This is a genomic window from Rhodococcus sp. 3258 (assembly GCF_031456475.1).
Classification (GTDB): domain Bacteria; phylum Actinomycetota; class Actinomycetes; order Mycobacteriales; family Mycobacteriaceae; genus Rhodococcoides; species Rhodococcoides fascians.
Genome location: NZ_JAVDUT010000004.1, coordinates 38,965 through 53,988, shown reverse-complemented (window position 1 = coordinate 53,988; position 15,024 = coordinate 38,965). Strand labels below are relative to the sequence as shown.

Below are 15,024 nucleotides of genomic sequence, written 5' to 3'. Positions count from 1 at the left end.
TCGTGTCAGAGCGAGGCCTCGTCCGCCGAGTACCGCACCGGTTGCCGGAGAATGGTGCGCAGCTTCGCCGGTTCGACCCGTCGTGGATCACCGAGGTAGATCTCGTGATGACGGCCGGTCATCGTCAGCCCGGCCTGCGGGATGTAGTGGTGGTGCATCTCGTCGAGCACAGCGGCCTCGTCGTCGTAGGAACCGATGTGCAGAGTTTGCACGCACAGGCCCTCGTCGAGGGTGTCGAGGCGCATTCCGGCACGTCGGTCCGAACGGTTCTCGGATGCGTCGACCCGTACGGCGTGCTCGAACATCGTGTGGTCGATCCAGTCGGGCGCCATGATCATCACAGTCCAGAGCCAGTTCGACTTGTCCCGGCGCGTGGTGAAGGCCGCCATGTCCGGCGCCCACCACAAGGCTTCGAGCGGTGGGACGACGTAGTCGCGCTCCAGGTCGTTCTTACTGAAGAATTTCAGCCGGTACGCAACGGGGAACAGCGTAGATACAGCATCGGCATATGCCGGCGCGGTGTTCGGATCCCCCTGGCCGTCGATCATCAAGTATTTCAGCGGTGGCACGGTCAGAACTCGAAACACGTTGCGCCGTGCCGAATACGAGTCGAGGGTCTTCTTGAAATCCGTCTTCATGCCCTCACCTCCTGCCGAGTGCGGATTAGTGTACCGACCAAACCGGGCTGGGGTGCCGTGGTGAACGCTGCCCGTTCGGAGGCAGATGGCTCAGCAGAGCCCGAGTACGACCGGCACACTCACTTAGAACTCCTGGCCGGAATGCGTCTCAACAGAAGCGTCGCCGCATCGAGGACCATATGTCTGTCGTAGGTAAGGCAGTAGTCGTACAACACGCTTCCGTCATGGGCAGTTCCGCTCTCCACCGCTATGAGAGCAACGTTGGACATCGGTGCCACGATGACAACCGAGCGCTCCGACGCCAGTGGTTCGTCCTCGCCGACCGCAACGGTCCGAAACCGATGTTCGCCCGGCATCGGCCGCGAGTCGAAGACCGCCACGAGAGCCGTGCGCACAGCGAGGTCGTCGAACAATGCGACACGCTCGGAGTTCGTCCCGGCCGACGCGTTCGTCGTCGCCAACACGACTGTCGACGCACCGGTGCCGTAGACACTGCGAAGCAGACCGTTCTCGATGTCGTCGAGAAGCCGTGCGTCAGCACGTCGACGTGTTCCGAATCGATGGACCAGACCGTATGGCGTCACGGCAACAGGGGCCCGCACGGTTATCGCCGGCTCCAACTCGAGGGTGTTGGCCGTACCGCCTGTGGCTCCGAAGGTGGGTAGACGAGTCGGAGCGCCGTACAGGTAGCCCTGGCCGAGAACCGCACCCATGTCGTGCGCAGTCGCTTCGTGCTGCTCGGTTTCGATTCCCTCGGCGAGTACCAGCGCACCGCTACGTTCGGCCTCTGCGGCGACCGCGGACACCACGGACGCCGTGGCATAGCTAGAACGGCCCTGCACGAGAGACATATCCAGCTTGATGACGTCGGGCCGGAGCAGCGGAATCAGAGCCAGACTCGACGAGTCTGCACCCACATCGTCGAGCGCGACCCGCCATCCCAGGTCGCGGGCGTGCTCTACCGCACGCAGCAGCCCGGCGGGGTCACCCATCAGATCTCGCTCGGTGATCTCGACGATGATCGACAACCGAGATGCCTGGGCCACCAGTGGCAGGCACTCTCTCGGAGGTGGCGCGTCCAGGGCGGTGGGTTCCGCGTTGACGAACAGCGCGAGCCCTTCGGGGTAACCGGCCTCGACGGCCCCGCTCAGGGCGCTGATTCTGCACCGCCAGTCGAACTCGGCCGACAGGCCTCGATCGGCCGCCTCGCGCAGCAGCTGCGGCGGCGAGATGGCCTGCGCGTCGCCGCAGGTCCGTACCAGGGCTTCGTAACCCACTACAGCTCGGCCGTCCAACGCGACGATCGGCTGGTAAGTCGACGTGATATCGATCGTCATCGGCGAAAATTGCGCGTGCGAGGCGTCACGATGCACAGGCGGACCTCCCTCGGTACCCCTCGACGGTCCCCACCCGGGGAACCATCATGCCCGATGGTCGCCGGCCGTTCCGGCCCGGGCAGTCAGGCCTGCGCGTGGAAGATCATCTCTCGACCCGGCCGGTCCGGGGCATCTGCGACCTCCCGAACCGTGAACCCCGCTCGCGACAGATCGCTCGCCACCTCCTCGAGCTCGCGGAAGCGGAGCGTGGAGTCCGACGTCAGCACCTCGCTGTCAGCAGCAAAGACGTAGGTCCAGCGGAAACTGACCGAAGACCCGCTCACATCCGTGGTCTCGACCCAGCTCTCGACTCGGCCCGTTCCCGGAATGTCGTGCACTGTCCGGGAGTCTCGTTCGTTCCACTCGAGCCATGCCCGATAGTCGGGTCTGCGTGTCTCGAACACCAGAAACCCGCTCGGGCTCAGTACGCGATGCAGACGCTGCAGGGTGAACGCCCACTCGCGGTCGTCGGTGATCGCCTGAGCGACGTTCGCCGTCATGGTCGCAAGGTCGAAATGCATCGTCGGTATCGCCCTCGAGTCACCGTGCACCCAGCGCACCGACTCGGACCCGGGTTTGCGGCGGGCCACGTCCAACGATGCTGCTGCCGGATCGACGGCAGTCACCTCGATTCCCTGTTCTGCCAGGCGGATCGCCAATGCGCCTGTGCCACAACCCAGATCGAGAACAGTGTTCGCGCCCAGCCGCCGAGCGGCGGCGCAGTACACATCCAGATCGGTGCGCTCTGCCTCGAGGACGTCGTAGAAAGCTGCCAATCGTGGGTCCTCGTAGATTGCGTCCGGCACAGAGCCACACGCTAATCCTCGTCCCGGGGCCGCGCCTTCTTCCCTCTCGCCGACGGGCTATATGGTGCTCGGAAGACTTCGGATCGGCGGTGGACAATGGTGGGTGCGAACTCCGACGATCACCTGTTCGCGGGCAGATATCGTCTGGGCAACGTCGTGGGGCGCGGCGGAATGGCAGATGTCGTTCGAGCCGACGACGACGTCCTCGGTAGGCCCGTTGCCGTGAAGATATTCCGTCAGGGTGAACCCGCACATACCGATGCACGAATCGATGCCGAGATCAGGACGCTCGCGTCGCTGTCGCATCCTGGTCTGGTGACGCTGTACGACGCGGGTACCGCCCCCGACACCGGCGGTATCCGAGTGCCGTTTCTGGTGATGGAGTTCGTCGACGGCCCCACTCTGAACGGCTACCGCGCAGGCCGCGCACTACCGGGCGATCTCGTCGCCCGGATGGGACACGAGATCGCTCGAGCCCTTGCCTATATCCACCACCGCGGCGTCATCCACCGCGACATCAAACCGGCCAACATCCTGGTCGCCCGAGAGCCGGCGTCGGGCACGGGACACTGCGTGAAGCTCACCGATTTCGGTATCGCTCGCATCGTCGACGCCGACCGCCTCACCGAGCACGGCACCACCGTCGGCACCGCTCACTATCTCAGCCCGGAACAGGCGACGGGCACCTCTGCGGGGCCTGCAACCGACATCTACAGCCTCGGATTAATTCTCATCGAATGTCTCACCGGCGCAATGGTGTTCGACGGCAGCGCGGTAGCCGCAGCCGTGGCGCGCTTGCACCGCGACCCCGAGGTACCCGAGCAACTCGGGCCCCAGTGGCATTCGCTGCTGACGACGATGACGGCCAGACATCCCGAAAACAGGCCGACGGCGGACACCGTGGCCGACGCCTTACACAGTCTCTCCAGCGAACCGCCACCACCGCCGGCCACTGCGGTCCTGCCCGTCGCGAATTCAACAGCGGTTGTCGCCGAGCAGGATTCGGCCCGTCGACCAACGGAGGGTTCACGGCGTCGCGGTCTTGTCCCTGTGGCTGCGGCCGCACTGTTCGTCGCCGTCGCGTCGGCAATTGCCTGGATGGCAACCGGAACAGGCGACGAGCCGATCGAGACATCGCCGTCCACATCGGTCACCGCTCCGACCAGTCCGGCACCCGTGACGACGGCATCCGAGTCCTCGATGCCGGTTGTCTCGAACCTCCCCCAGGACGTGCCCGCCCCCGCCGTCGAACAGGTGCCCGCCGAGCCGCCACAACCTGCGGCTCCACCGCGAAACGGGAACAACGGCAACGGTAATGCGGGCAACGGCAACTCCGGCAACGGGAGTCCTGGCAACAGCAACGGCAACGGCAATTCAGGCAACGGGAACTCCGGCAACGGCAACCCCGGCCGTGGGAACTGAGCATGTCGGCAACCAAGGGAACGGACAGAGCATGACGCACGTCGACACCGTGGTGGTGGGAGCCGGCATTTCCGGCCTCACCGCAGCACGCATTCTGCACCGTGCGGGTCACCGTGTGGTCGTTCTCGAAGCCCGCGACCGCATCGGCGGACGCGTGCACACCCTGCGGACAGACGGACAGATTCTCGATGCCGGTGCGTCCTGGGTTCATGGAATCGACAACAATCCGCTGGCCGACGCAGTACAGGCTTTCGGCATTCCGACCAGTGAGTTCACGGTGGGGAGTTTTCAGCCGGACGGACGACCCATCGCGTACTACTCACCGAACGGACGGCGTCTGAGCGAGGACGAGGTTGCGAGCTTCGCGTCGGACGTACACGTCGTCGACGAGCTGCTGGCGGCGACCATAGCGACATCGACCCTGGGCACGTCGTACGGGGATGCCGTGAACAGCACCGTGAAACGGCTCGCATGGGATCCTGATCGAATCGAACGGGTCCGGGAGTTCCTGGGTCACCGGGCCGAGGAACAGCTGGGTGTCGACCAGGGGATGCTCGATGCGCACGGGTTGGACGACGACGCGATCGAGGGTGACGAGGTCGTGTTCCCCGAGGGGTACGACCGGCTCGCGGTCTGTCTGGCCGACGGGCTGGATGTACGACTCGGCCATGAAGTGACACGCATCGCGTGGGGATCGAACAGCTCCTCCGTCGAGACTCTCACCGACACGTTCTCGGCCGACCACATCGTGGTGACGGTTCCGATCGGCGTCCTGAAGTCACCGACCTTGCTTATCGAACCGCCTCTTCCCCATCCGGTGTCGACTGCGCTGGACGGACTCGAGATGAACGCGTTCGAGAAGGTGTTCCTACAGTTCCCGCATGCATTCTGGGACGAGGACGTCTACGCGATTCGGCAGCAGGGGGAGGCCGGGCGTTGGTGGCACTCGTGGTACGACGTGACCGTGCCGCAGGGGTTGCCCACGCTGCTCACGTTTGCGGCGGGGCCGTGTGCGCAGACGATCCGGCAGTGGTCCGACGCACGTATTGCCGAGTCGGTGCTCGACGCGCTTCGTGGCCTCTACGGCAAACGCGTGATCTCTCCGCAGCGGGTGCATGTCACGCGATGGCAGGACGACCCGTTCTCCCGCGGTGCTTACTCTTACCCGGCGGTCGGCTCGCGACCGAGCGACCACGACGATCTGTCGACCCCGGTCGGCGGAGTTCTACACCTGGCCGGCGAGGCAACGTGGACGGACGATCCGTCGACGGTGACCGCGGCATTCCTGTCGGGACACCGAGCGGCGGAGCGAATCCTGGCCCGCACGGTTCCGTTCGACGAGATCTGGGGCGGCGGCGAACTTCGTCCCAATTAGACGGAGATTCGCGTTTCCTTCCCGAAACCGCGCACCGGGATTACTATGACGACTTCATCCAGGCGGATGACCCGTTACCGATGTGCGCTGCCATTCTTCTGGTCGGTGCCGATGTGGCAGCGGCGCTGTTCGACACGGCAAGGCACAGGGGTGGACCATGGTTTCCGACGTCATCGACTGCAGCACGGTCTTCGCACACGACGTCGAGCAAGTGTGCGGGGTGCTCAGTGCGGTCGAACTGTACCCGCGATATTTCCCCGGGCTCGGGTACTGCCTTCTCAGCGAGTCGGCGAACCGCTACACGTGCGGCGTCGGTGGGGTCGAACACGCACTCGAAGTCGTGGTGAACAGACGTAACCGGCCGATCATCACCGTCGAGCACGTCGAATCCGGCGGTTTCATCAGATTCACCCTCAGCGCGCGTTCACCGAGCGAGACCAAAATCGATGTGACGATCTTCAGAGCCGGCCTGGCCGGAACCTACTCGCCGCAACCCGAACACAATCGGGCAGTGGTCGACTGGGTCATGGGTGGCCTGAACAGGTTGGCCGAGTCCCTCTCCGGCGCAACGACATCGATCGTGTCCAACGCCGGCGATTCCCGGTCGCTACAGCTTGCGGTCCTCAAAACGATGATCGGTACCGGCGTCGTTCGTGCCGCGCGTCCTGATCGCGCATACCGGCAGCTGAACTCGCTGGCGAAATGGGGCTTCACCCTCGGCGGTGGCTTCGCGGCCGCCGCCGCCAAGTCACCGGACGAAATTGCCGTGATCGACGATCGCGGTACTCGCACGTTCGCAGAGATCCACCTGCGATCGCATCGGATAGCAGCAGGGTTCGCCGCATCCGGAATTCGCCCGGGAAGCACGGTAGGAGTTCTGGCCCGCAATCACACTGCCATGATCGAATGCGTCGTCGCCTGCGGCATGCTCGGTGTCGAGGTCGTACTTCTCAACACCGGCCTCGCGGCCCGCCAGATCGAGACCATCTCGAGTCGTCACCAGCTGCAAGCGTTGTTCGTCGACGACGAATTCGACAAGATGGTTCGCTACCTCCCCAACGACGTCCTCCGCGTCAGCCTGTCGGCTCATACCGTCGTCGCGGGCCGTCGCACTCTGGAGCATTTCGTCGCGGCTCCGTCCGCCACGTTCGACAGACCGCAACGGCCCGGATCCGTTGTCGTGCTGACCTCGGGCACCAGCGGGTCTCCCAAAGGTGCACTTCGCCCGACCCCACGCGGCTTCGGGACCGTCGCGGCCATGTTGTCCCGCATGCCACTTCGTATGAACGAGCGCATGCTGATCGCTGCGCCGATGTTCCACAGTTGGGGGCTGGCGGCGTTGCAGATCAGTACACCGCTGCGGGCAACAGTGGTTCTGCAGGATCGATTCGATCCGGAAGAGTGCTTGCGGGCAATCCAGACTCATCGGTGCACGTCGCTGATCGCCGTCCCGATCATGTTGCAGCGCATACTCGATCTACCCGAGTCCGTGCGATCACGCTACGACACGTCCAGCTTGAAAGTCGTCGCGTGCAGCGGTTCGGCGTTGACGGGGTCGACCGTCTCGCGGTTCATGGATGCGTTCGGAGATGTTCTGTACAACTTCTACGGTTCCACCGAGGTCTCGTGGGCGACCATCGCCACACCGCAGGATCTGCGTGCAGCTCCCACTACCGCGGGTCGGCCGCCGCTCGGCACGACCATCGCCGTACTCGACGCCGACGGCGCAGTGGTTCCGACCGGCACTCTGGGCCGGATATTCGTAGGTAACGACATGCTCTTCGACGGCTACACCAACGCCGAGCCTCCGTCGACTGCTTCGGCTCGCGGTGCAGCACTCATGGATACCGGCGACCTCGGGTACATCGATTGCAACGGGCGGCTCTTCGTGTGCGGGCGGGACGACGAGATGATCATCTCCGGCGGCGAGAACGTGTTTCCCGGGCCGGTGGAGGACGCCATCGCCAACCTTCCTCAGGTCGGCGAGGTAGCGGTGGTCGGTGTACCGGACAACGAGTACGGTCAGCGCCTCGCGGCGTTCGTCGTCGGTCGGGGTGCTGCAGGCCTCGACGCAGATATGGTGCGGGCCTACATCCGAAATCGACTGAGCCGGTTCTCAGTGCCGCGAGACATCACGTTCCTCGAAGAACTCCCCCGAACCGCGACCGGCAAAGTGATTAAGAGGATGCTGATCGAACCTCCCACGGCCGCCGGTATGTAAGCCGGTACGTCGACCTCCTCACCACCCCGCCTCCTGCTTCCCCCCTGAGAACTCTCAGTTGTTTGACTGTTCAGAATCTGAGACTATTTGGGGAGGAAGCGACACCCGTTCCGCGGGTGAGGGACGGAAGGGACGGAATGGCGATGTCGAGGTCATCGGATGAACCCCGTCAGGCTCGCGCCGCCCAGCCCGGGGATGCGTCGTCGTCCTTTCTGCAGTTGTTTTTCGAGGCAACCCGTCAGAACGATCTCTCCCCCGGGCCGAGTCCGAACCGTGGAATCCACGACGACCGATCGAGCGACTGAAGAATCCAGAAACCGAGTCGACAATCGAAGCGCGCAATAGAGTCGAATGACTGATGACAGCTCACGACGCCGCAGCCGATACTTCGAACCCGACGGGTTCGAGGAGCGTGATGTCCCAGATACGAGTAGTCATCGCCGATGACGACGTGTTGCTGCGAGAAGGCCTGGCCAGTCTGCTCACCCAGGCGGGCCTCGATGTCGTGGGCCGGGCCGGTGACGCCGAGGAGTTACTGGCGTTGCTCGAGAAAGATCCACCGGACCTGGCGATCATCGACATCAGGATGCCGCCGACCTACACCGCCGAGGGGCTCGACGCGGCCGTGAAGATCCGCGACCGTTTCCCCGACGTCTCTCTGCTGCTCCTGTCTGCTCACGTCGAAGTCGATCACGCACTCGAACTGCTCGACAGCGCGAACAACACCGCCAAGGGTATGGGTTACCTGCTCAAGAGCCGTGTGACCGACATCTCCGACTTCGTCTCGACGATAGATCGGATCGCGGCAGGATCGTCGGTCATCGATCCTGCGCTTGTCTACGAACTGGTTGCGGCCAAGCGCCGAGGTGATCCCCTCGGCGCGTTGAGTTCTCGCGAACGGGACGTCTTGACCTTGATGGCCGAAGGGCTCTCCAACGCGGGCATAGGCAGACGGCTGTGGATCACCGAAGGAACCGTCGAGAAGCACGTCCGAAGCATCCTGACCAAGTTGGACCTGTCGGAAACGGCCGACGATCACCGTCGTGTGCGAGCGGTGATCCTGTATCTGGACACCATCGGGTGACCCGCCGTCAGGTGCCCAGCAGGGCTTCGATCGCGTTCGCCGACAGCTCGAATTTCGACAGGAAACCCAGGGCAGAACTGTTGTTCACCAGGTCTGCGAAGTCCTCCTCGTCGTGTGTCGACACGAGAATGACGGCAGGCGGAGGCGTCAGATCCTGGGCGTCGATCGCTTCGACCACGTCGAACCCACTGTCGGCACCCAAGTCGATATCGACCAGCACGAGATCGGGGTGGGTGGACAGCACTGCATCGATCGCCGAGGCGAGTGAGGTCGCCGTGCCGACCACCGACATCCCTGCCGATTCCAACAGTCGGCGTGCAGCGACACAGAAAGCGTCGCTGTCGTCGACGATCAGGCACTGCAGGCGGGAGGGCATCATTCTGTCGAGAGTGTCAGAGACGGCTCGGGTCGGCATTACCGCTAGCGGTAATTCGAGCAGTCGGATGTGCCGATGACGTCGGACACCGCCCTCCGCGACCGGCTCGTCACTGTGATACTCCGGCCGAGTGCGCCGCCGATGGCCTGCGGAATCGCAGTGGCCGCAGCCGCCATCGCCGTCGAGATACTCGTTGTGCTGACGCTCAAACGGGTGTCACCCGAGAATGCTTTCGGTGCGATATTCCTGTTCGGAGTGCTGATCGTGTCTGCGGGGTGGGGCTTTCGTCTGTCGATCGCGACATCGGTGGCCAGTGCCGGCGCGTACGCCTACATCCATGTACTCGAAAGCAGTGAGAGCCTCGTCCCTGCACTGATCGTGTTTCTGGCACTGGCGCTTCTGACCAACGTGCTGGTTGGCCAATCACGTTTGCGCGCAACCGAATCCGATCAACGTCGACGAGAAGCAGATATGTTGGCGGCGTTCGCCAAGACCATCTTGCGCTCGGACCACACCCCGACGATGCTCGATGTTGCCAGCACCCGCCTGGCTGCGGTCCTCGACCTGCCCTTCGCGGTGTTGAAGCAAGGGGATGCCGACGCGTCCGTGGGGCAGGAGAAAATCCTGCTTCGGGACGGGGACGTCGTCACCGCGTCGCTGCTGGTTCCCGCCGATCTCGATAGCGTCGATGCCCGCCGTATCCGCCGTGTCGTGCCTTCGTTGGAGGCTCTTCTTGCCGCCGCCCGCGACCGTCAGGACATGCACCTCCGCACCGTCGCGCTGGCACGCCAGCAAGCGTCACTTCGGAAGGTCGCAACATTGGTGGCGCTGCGGGCCGATCCGGATGACGTGTACCTCGCAGTCGCACACGAACTCACCGTCGGGTTGGACAACGAACATGTTTCGGTGATCCGCTACGGCGACGGGTATTACACGATTCTGGCGATCCGCGACGACTCCGCCGGTGAGCGCGTGCAAGCCGGTGACCGACTGCCGATCGGTGGGCAGAACGTGGCCACGATCGTCGCCGACACCGGCCGCGCCGCTGCCGTCGACTTCACCGAAGCGACCGGCGGTATCGCTGAGCGACTGGAGGGCAGGGGTATTCGCTGGGTCGAAGGTGTACCGATCACTGTCGACGGCAATACCTGGGGTGCCGTCATCATCGGCACGACAGCTACGCAGTATGCGGCCGGCGGTGAGACCCGAGATCGACTGGCCGACTTCGCCGACCTCGTTGCCACTGCGGTCTACAACCACGACACACGAGTTCAGCTGACGCGGTCCCGGTCCCGCGTGGTCGCCGCAGCCGACCAAGCCCGCCGAGGTATCGAGCGTGACCTGCACGACGGTGCCCAACAGCGAATCGTCTCTCTCGGAATGGAATTGCGCGGCGCCCAAGCCGCTGCCCCGGAGAATCTGACCGAGCTCCGCGCGATGTTGGACCGCAGCGTCGAGACGCTGTCGCAGGTGCACACCGACCTCCGCGAACTCAGTCGCGGCATCCATCCCGCAATCCTCTCGCGCGGAGGACTCGCACCGGCACTCAAGACGTTGGCCAGACGCAGTCCGATTCCCGTTGCCCTCACCGCCGACATTTCCTCCCGGATGGACGAATCGGTGGAAGTGGCTGCGTACTACGTGGTCGCCGAGGCGCTGACGAACACGGCCAAATATGCCGAGGCCACCGAAGTCGACATCACCGCGCACCTGACCGAGGACAGCTTGGAACTGACCGTGACCGACAACGGCCGCGGAGGTGCCGATCCGAGCACAGGGTCGGGTTTGATCGGATTACAGGATCGGGTGGCCGCAGTCGGCGGCGAACTGACCATCGCCAGCCCACCCGGGGGTGGCACGACACTGTCGGTCCACATCGGTCTGTCTACCGGCTAGCAGGTAGCGGCGCCACCGGAATCTCCTCCCCCGCGTTGGATGGCAGCGGCGACGCTTTCGACCCGGGAACGGACGAATGTTGTCGGTACCCAATCGAACCGAACCAAGGAGCAGGCCATGCCGTACATCACCACCACCGACGGAACCGAGATCTACTACACCGAGCAGGGCACCGGAAAGCCAGTTCTGCTCAGTCATGGCTGGCCACTGTCCTCGGATGCCTGGCAGCTCGAACTGAAGCTTCTCGCAGACGCCGGCTACCGCGCCATCGCACATGATCGCCGCGGCCACGGCCGGTCCTCGCAGACTGCCGTCGGCCACGACATGGACACCTACGCCAAGGATCTGGCCGAACTGGTCGAGGCCCTCGACTTGCAGGAACTCACCCTCATCGGACACTCGACCGGTGGCGGCGAGGTCGTGCGGTACGCCGCGCAGCACGGTGGCAGCCGCGTCGCTCGGGTGATCACTGCCGGTGCCGTTCCCCCGGTCATGCTGAAGTCCGAGGCCAACCCCGAGGGCACGCCGATCGAAGCACTCGACGACATCCGCAACGGCGTTCTCTACGATCGATCGCAGTTCTACAAGGACTTGTCCGAGCCGTTCTTCGGTGCCAACCGTGAGGGCTCCGCCATCTCCCAGGGCGCCAAGGACGACTTCTGGCGACAGGGGATGCTGGTCAATCTGACTGCTGCATACGACTGCGTGAAGGCGTTTTCCGAGACCGACTTCACCGAGGATCTCAAAGCGCTGACCGTCCCGATCTTCATCGCCCACGGTGACGACGACCAGATCGTGCCGATCGCCGCGGCGGCACTGAAAACCGCAGAACTCGTCCAGCACGGCACCCTCAAGGTCTACCCCGGTGCACCGCACGGAATCTACGGCGATTACCAGAAGGCCTTGGACGCAGACATTCTCGCCTTCATCGCCCAGTAGCAGCCCCGCTCTCGCCCTCCGGAACAAAGGTGACAACACGATGATCAGACCGTACGCAGTCGTCGGAGCAACCGGAGGGCAGGGCGGCGCGGTGGTGGATGCCCTGCTGGCGCGGGGGCTACCGGTGCGCGCAGTGGTGCGGCGTCATTCGGCCCGCGCGGATCGGCTACGTGAGCGAGGTGCCGAGATCGTCGTCGCGGACATCACCGATCGGGAATCGTCCGCGGCTGCACTGAGAGACAGTGCCGGTGCGTTCGTGATGACGACGCCGTTCGAGGACGGTCCCGCGGCCGAATTGGCTCAGGGCGCAGCCCTCGTCGATGCGGCGATCGCCGCGGAGGTTCCGCACGTGGTGTTCTCCTCGGTTGCGAGCGCTGACCGCCGCACCGGCATACCGCATTTCGAGACGAAGGCCGAAACCGAGGCACTGCTGCGTCGAGCTGGGCTGTCGTACACGATCGTCGGCCCCACCTACTTCTACGACAACCTTCTCGGCGGACTGGACGACGTCAGGGCCGGCCGCCTCGATCTGCCCTTGCCGCTCCACACTCCATTACAGCAGCTGTCGCGGCGGGATCTGGGGCGGTTCGTCACCCTCGTGTTGACCGAACCCGCGCACTTTCGCGAGATGCGAATCGATCTCGCGTCGGACGATCCGAGCTTGGAGGCCATGGCGAACACTCTCGGCGACGTTCTCGGAACCTCGGTGCAGCCGTATTCGAGCCGGGCACGGGACATAGGTTCCGAGGACATGAGAGCGATGTTCCAATTCTTGACCGACGTCGGATACGACGCGGACATCGACGGCTTGCGCACCCGATATCCCGAGGTCGAATGGCAGACATTCGCGCAATGGTCGGCGGGACTGGCGTGAGCGCCACCGACACCACGCCGGCAGCACCGTCCGCGTGGTCACCGCTACGGAATACCGTCTACCGCAGCCTCTTCATCGCACAGCTGGTCTCGAACATCGGCGGCTGGATGCAGACCGTCGGTGCGCAGTGGTTCCTGGTCGAACGTGAGGCGTCGACCACCATCATCGCCGCCGTGCAGACAGCAAGTCTGTTACCCACCCTGTTGCTGGCCCTGCTGGCAGGCGCGCTCGCCGACGCGCTCGATCGCCGCGTTCTGCTCATCGCGGTCGGTGCCGGTTCGATGCTGACCGGAATTGTGTTGACCGCACTGGCATGGACCGACACCTTGTCTCCGTGGGGATTGCTCGCCTGCACATTCGTATTGGGTTGCTGGACATCACTGTCCGCTCCCGCCTGGCAGGCCATTCAGCCCGAGCTGGTGAGCCGTGAAGAAATCCCGGCCGCCTCGGCGCTGGGCAGCGTGACCGTCAACGGGGCGCGGGCCGTCGGACCGGCGCTTGCCGGGGTACTGGTGGCGTTGGCCGGGCCGACCTTCGTGTTCGCCATCAACGCCGCCTCCTTTCTCGCAACGTTGAGCGTGCTGATTGCATGGAAACGCCCGAAACATCCACAAACGGATCGAGAAGGCCTTGCCGAGTCGATCCTGTCCGGGGTCCGCTACATCCGGTCCGGCCCGATCGTTCGACGAATCATTCTGCGCTCGGCGTTGTTCGCCTTCCCCGCCTCTGCATTGTGGGCGCTACTGCCATCGGCTTCGTCGTCGGTACTGAAACTGGGCTCGGTGGGATACGGCGTGTTGTTGGGCGTACTCGGGGTCGGAGCCGTGATCGGCGTTGCCGCCACACCGATGCTCCGAAAACATTGCGGCGCAAACACCTTGCTCGTCGGCTCTGCTGTCGGGTACGGCGTGGGAATGGCAGCGCTCGCGTGGCTTCCGCTGTGGGCGGTGGTCCCGGCGCTGTTGTTGTCCGGCATTGCCTGGATCACGACGTTGACCGCACTGAATGCGTCTATCCAGCTTTCGCTCGCCACCTGGGTTCGAGCGCGCGGGATGTCGGTCTACCTTCTGGTCTTCATGGGTTCTCAGGCCATCGGCTCGCTCGTGTGGGGATGGTTGGCGTCGAAGATCGGCATCGTCGACGCACTCGCGGTCGCGGTTGCCGCCTTGGCATTCGTCGCTGCGAGTGTCGCAGTCCTCCCCCTGCGACCCGAGACCGGCGTGCTCGACCGTGCGGTGTCCATGGCGTGGCCGACCCCGACCGTGATGTTCGAACCCGATCCGGACGACGGGCCGGTGCGGATCACCGTTACGTACCGAGTGGTCGACGACGCTCTGGAGCAGTTTCTGACGTCGATGGCTCCGGTCGGGATCGCGCGGAAGCGAACGGGGGCGTACGCCTGGAACCTGTACCGGAGTCTGGACGTCGAGGACACCGTGGTCGAGCAGTTCACTGTGCCGTCGTGGAGCCAGTATCGACGTCAGCGAGAAGAAAGGTGGACCGGCTCCGACCACGACGTGGTGCAGAAAGCCCTGACCCACACCGTCGACGGCACTACCCGAACCGAAACCCACGACATCGCGCTGTCTGCGCGAACGAACCCGAACGGACAATGATGGACAACGCACTCTCGGGCGTGGGGAACGTCTTCTACTTCGCAGACGACCTCGCCGCCGCCGTCGACTGGTACCGAACGCTCCTGGGCACCGACCCCGTCGACGTACACGAGCAACTCGCCGCGTTCGACGTCTCCGGTACGCGACTCACCGTCCACGTCACCGATTCGTACAACCGCCCCGCGGGAACCGCAGGGTCGGTCTCGTACTGGAACGTTGACGACGTGGACGCAGTGGTCGCCGGCTGCGTCGATCGCGGAGGCGTCGTGCATCGAGGTCCGAAATCGGTGTTCACCGGTGAACGTCTGTGCCAGATTCTCGATCCGTTCGGCAACCTGATCGGCTTCAGACAGTTCGACGCCGGTAGTACGCGCGCCTGACGACACAGACGCGCATAGAGC

Annotated in this window: 13 protein-coding genes; 9 read left to right on the top strand and 4 right to left on the bottom strand. The window is 64.3% G+C overall.

Annotation, left to right across the window (positions count from 1 at the left end):
- Positions 1–5: 5 nt before the first annotated feature.
- From J2X62_RS14040 to J2X62_RS14030, 3 genes are all read right to left on the bottom strand, one after another.
- Positions 6–638 carry a GyrI-like domain-containing protein gene (locus J2X62_RS14040; RefSeq protein ID WP_032391386.1) on the bottom strand — a complete coding sequence of 211 codons (633 nt, stop codon included), beginning with the start codon at positions 636–638 and terminating at the stop codon, positions 6–8.
- Positions 639–757: 119 nt separating this feature from the next.
- The gene (locus tag J2X62_RS14035; protein ID WP_052053342.1) at positions 758–1,975 is read right to left on the bottom strand and encodes an EAL domain-containing protein; all 1,218 of its coding nucleotides are present in this window, start codon (positions 1,973–1,975) and stop codon (positions 758–760) included.
- A 122-nt stretch (positions 1,976–2,097) separates the two neighbouring features.
- On the bottom strand, positions 2,098–2,820 hold the full coding sequence (locus J2X62_RS14030) for a bifunctional 2-polyprenyl-6-hydroxyphenol methylase/3-demethylubiquinol 3-O-methyltransferase UbiG (protein WP_204856589.1): 723 nt from the start codon (positions 2,818–2,820) through the stop codon (positions 2,098–2,100).
- A gap of 96 nt (positions 2,821–2,916) precedes the next feature.
- Here J2X62_RS14030 and J2X62_RS14025 point away from each other — a divergent pair, with 96 nt between their 5' ends.
- The 4 genes from J2X62_RS14025 (at position 2,917) to J2X62_RS14010 (ending at position 8,922) form a co-directional block, all read left to right on the top strand.
- Complete coding sequence (locus tag J2X62_RS14025) at positions 2,917–4,242, top strand: serine/threonine-protein kinase (RefSeq protein WP_310181339.1); 1,326 nt, start codon at positions 2,917–2,919, stop codon at positions 4,240–4,242.
- A 31-nt stretch (positions 4,243–4,273) separates the two neighbouring features.
- On the top strand, positions 4,274–5,617 hold the full coding sequence (locus J2X62_RS14020; RefSeq protein WP_310181338.1) for an NAD(P)/FAD-dependent oxidoreductase: 1,344 nt from the start codon (positions 4,274–4,276) through the stop codon (positions 5,615–5,617).
- Between the two features lie 157 nt (positions 5,618–5,774).
- A complete protein-coding gene (locus J2X62_RS14015; protein ID WP_032387390.1) occupies positions 5,775–7,838 on the top strand; it encodes an AMP-binding protein in 2,064 nt (687 codons plus the stop codon).
- A 415-nt stretch (positions 7,839–8,253) separates the two neighbouring features.
- Entirely contained in the window at positions 8,254–8,922 is a 669-nt protein-coding gene (locus J2X62_RS14010) for a response regulator transcription factor (protein ID WP_032370592.1), read from the top strand.
- A gap of 7 nt (positions 8,923–8,929) precedes the next feature.
- Here the strand turns inward: J2X62_RS14010 and J2X62_RS14005 are convergent, their stop codons facing one another.
- Positions 8,930–9,301: a LytTR family DNA-binding domain-containing protein gene (locus J2X62_RS14005; protein WP_155291198.1), complete on the bottom strand. Its 372-nt coding sequence runs from the start codon at positions 9,299–9,301 to the stop codon at positions 8,930–8,932.
- Positions 9,302–9,373: 72 nt separating this feature from the next.
- Between J2X62_RS14005 and J2X62_RS14000 the strand changes: the two genes are divergently transcribed.
- From J2X62_RS14000 to J2X62_RS13980, 5 genes are all read left to right on the top strand, one after another.
- Complete coding sequence (locus J2X62_RS14000) at positions 9,374–11,194, top strand: ATP-binding protein (protein ID WP_310181337.1); 1,821 nt, start codon at positions 9,374–9,376, stop codon at positions 11,192–11,194.
- 117 nt (positions 11,195–11,311) lie between these two features.
- Entirely contained in the window at positions 11,312–12,133 is an 822-nt protein-coding gene (locus tag J2X62_RS13995; RefSeq protein ID WP_032366147.1) for an alpha/beta fold hydrolase, read from the top strand.
- 40 nt (positions 12,134–12,173) lie between these two features.
- Positions 12,174–13,007, top strand: coding sequence for an NmrA family NAD(P)-binding protein (locus J2X62_RS13990; RefSeq protein ID WP_094694538.1), 834 nt, complete (start codon positions 12,174–12,176; stop codon positions 13,005–13,007).
- Positions 13,004–14,623, top strand: coding sequence for an MFS transporter (locus tag J2X62_RS13985; RefSeq protein WP_310181332.1), 1,620 nt, complete (start codon positions 13,004–13,006; stop codon positions 14,621–14,623). The genes J2X62_RS13990 and J2X62_RS13985 overlap by 4 nt, the downstream gene beginning before the upstream one ends.
- Positions 14,623–15,003, top strand: a complete 381-nt coding sequence (locus J2X62_RS13980) for a VOC family protein (protein ID WP_310181330.1) — start codon at positions 14,623–14,625, stop codon at positions 15,001–15,003. The genes J2X62_RS13985 and J2X62_RS13980 overlap by 1 nt, the downstream gene beginning before the upstream one ends.
- Positions 15,004–15,024 lie beyond the last annotated feature (21 nt).

What these genes read in the sequence shown, in the direction of transcription:
- J2X62_RS14040 (WP_032391386.1), bottom strand. Translation starts at nt 638, where the DNA reads ATGAAGACGGATTTCAAGAAGACCCTCGACTCGTATTCGGCACGGCGC.
- J2X62_RS14035 (WP_052053342.1), bottom strand. Translation starts at nt 1,975, where the DNA reads ATGACGATCGATATCACGTCGACTTACCAGCCGATCGTCGCGTTGGAC.
- J2X62_RS14025 (WP_310181339.1), top strand. Translation starts at nt 2,917, where the DNA reads ATGGTGGGTGCGAACTCCGACGATCACCTGTTCGCGGGCAGATATCGT.
- J2X62_RS14020 (WP_310181338.1), top strand. Translation starts at nt 4,274, where the DNA reads ATGACGCACGTCGACACCGTGGTGGTGGGAGCCGGCATTTCCGGCCTC.
- J2X62_RS14015 (WP_032387390.1), top strand. Translation starts at nt 5,775, where the DNA reads ATGGTTTCCGACGTCATCGACTGCAGCACGGTCTTCGCACACGACGTC.
- J2X62_RS14010 (WP_032370592.1), top strand. Translation starts at nt 8,254, where the DNA reads ATGTCCCAGATACGAGTAGTCATCGCCGATGACGACGTGTTGCTGCGA.
- J2X62_RS14005 (WP_155291198.1), bottom strand. Translation starts at nt 9,301, where the DNA reads ATGATGCCCTCCCGCCTGCAGTGCCTGATCGTCGACGACAGCGACGCT.
- J2X62_RS14000 (WP_310181337.1), top strand. Translation starts at nt 9,374, where the DNA reads ATGACGTCGGACACCGCCCTCCGCGACCGGCTCGTCACTGTGATACTC.
- J2X62_RS13995 (WP_032366147.1), top strand. Translation starts at nt 11,312, where the DNA reads ATGCCGTACATCACCACCACCGACGGAACCGAGATCTACTACACCGAG.
- J2X62_RS13990 (WP_094694538.1), top strand. Translation starts at nt 12,174, where the DNA reads ATGATCAGACCGTACGCAGTCGTCGGAGCAACCGGAGGGCAGGGCGGC.
- J2X62_RS13980 (WP_310181330.1), top strand. Translation starts at nt 14,623, where the DNA reads ATGGACAACGCACTCTCGGGCGTGGGGAACGTCTTCTACTTCGCAGAC.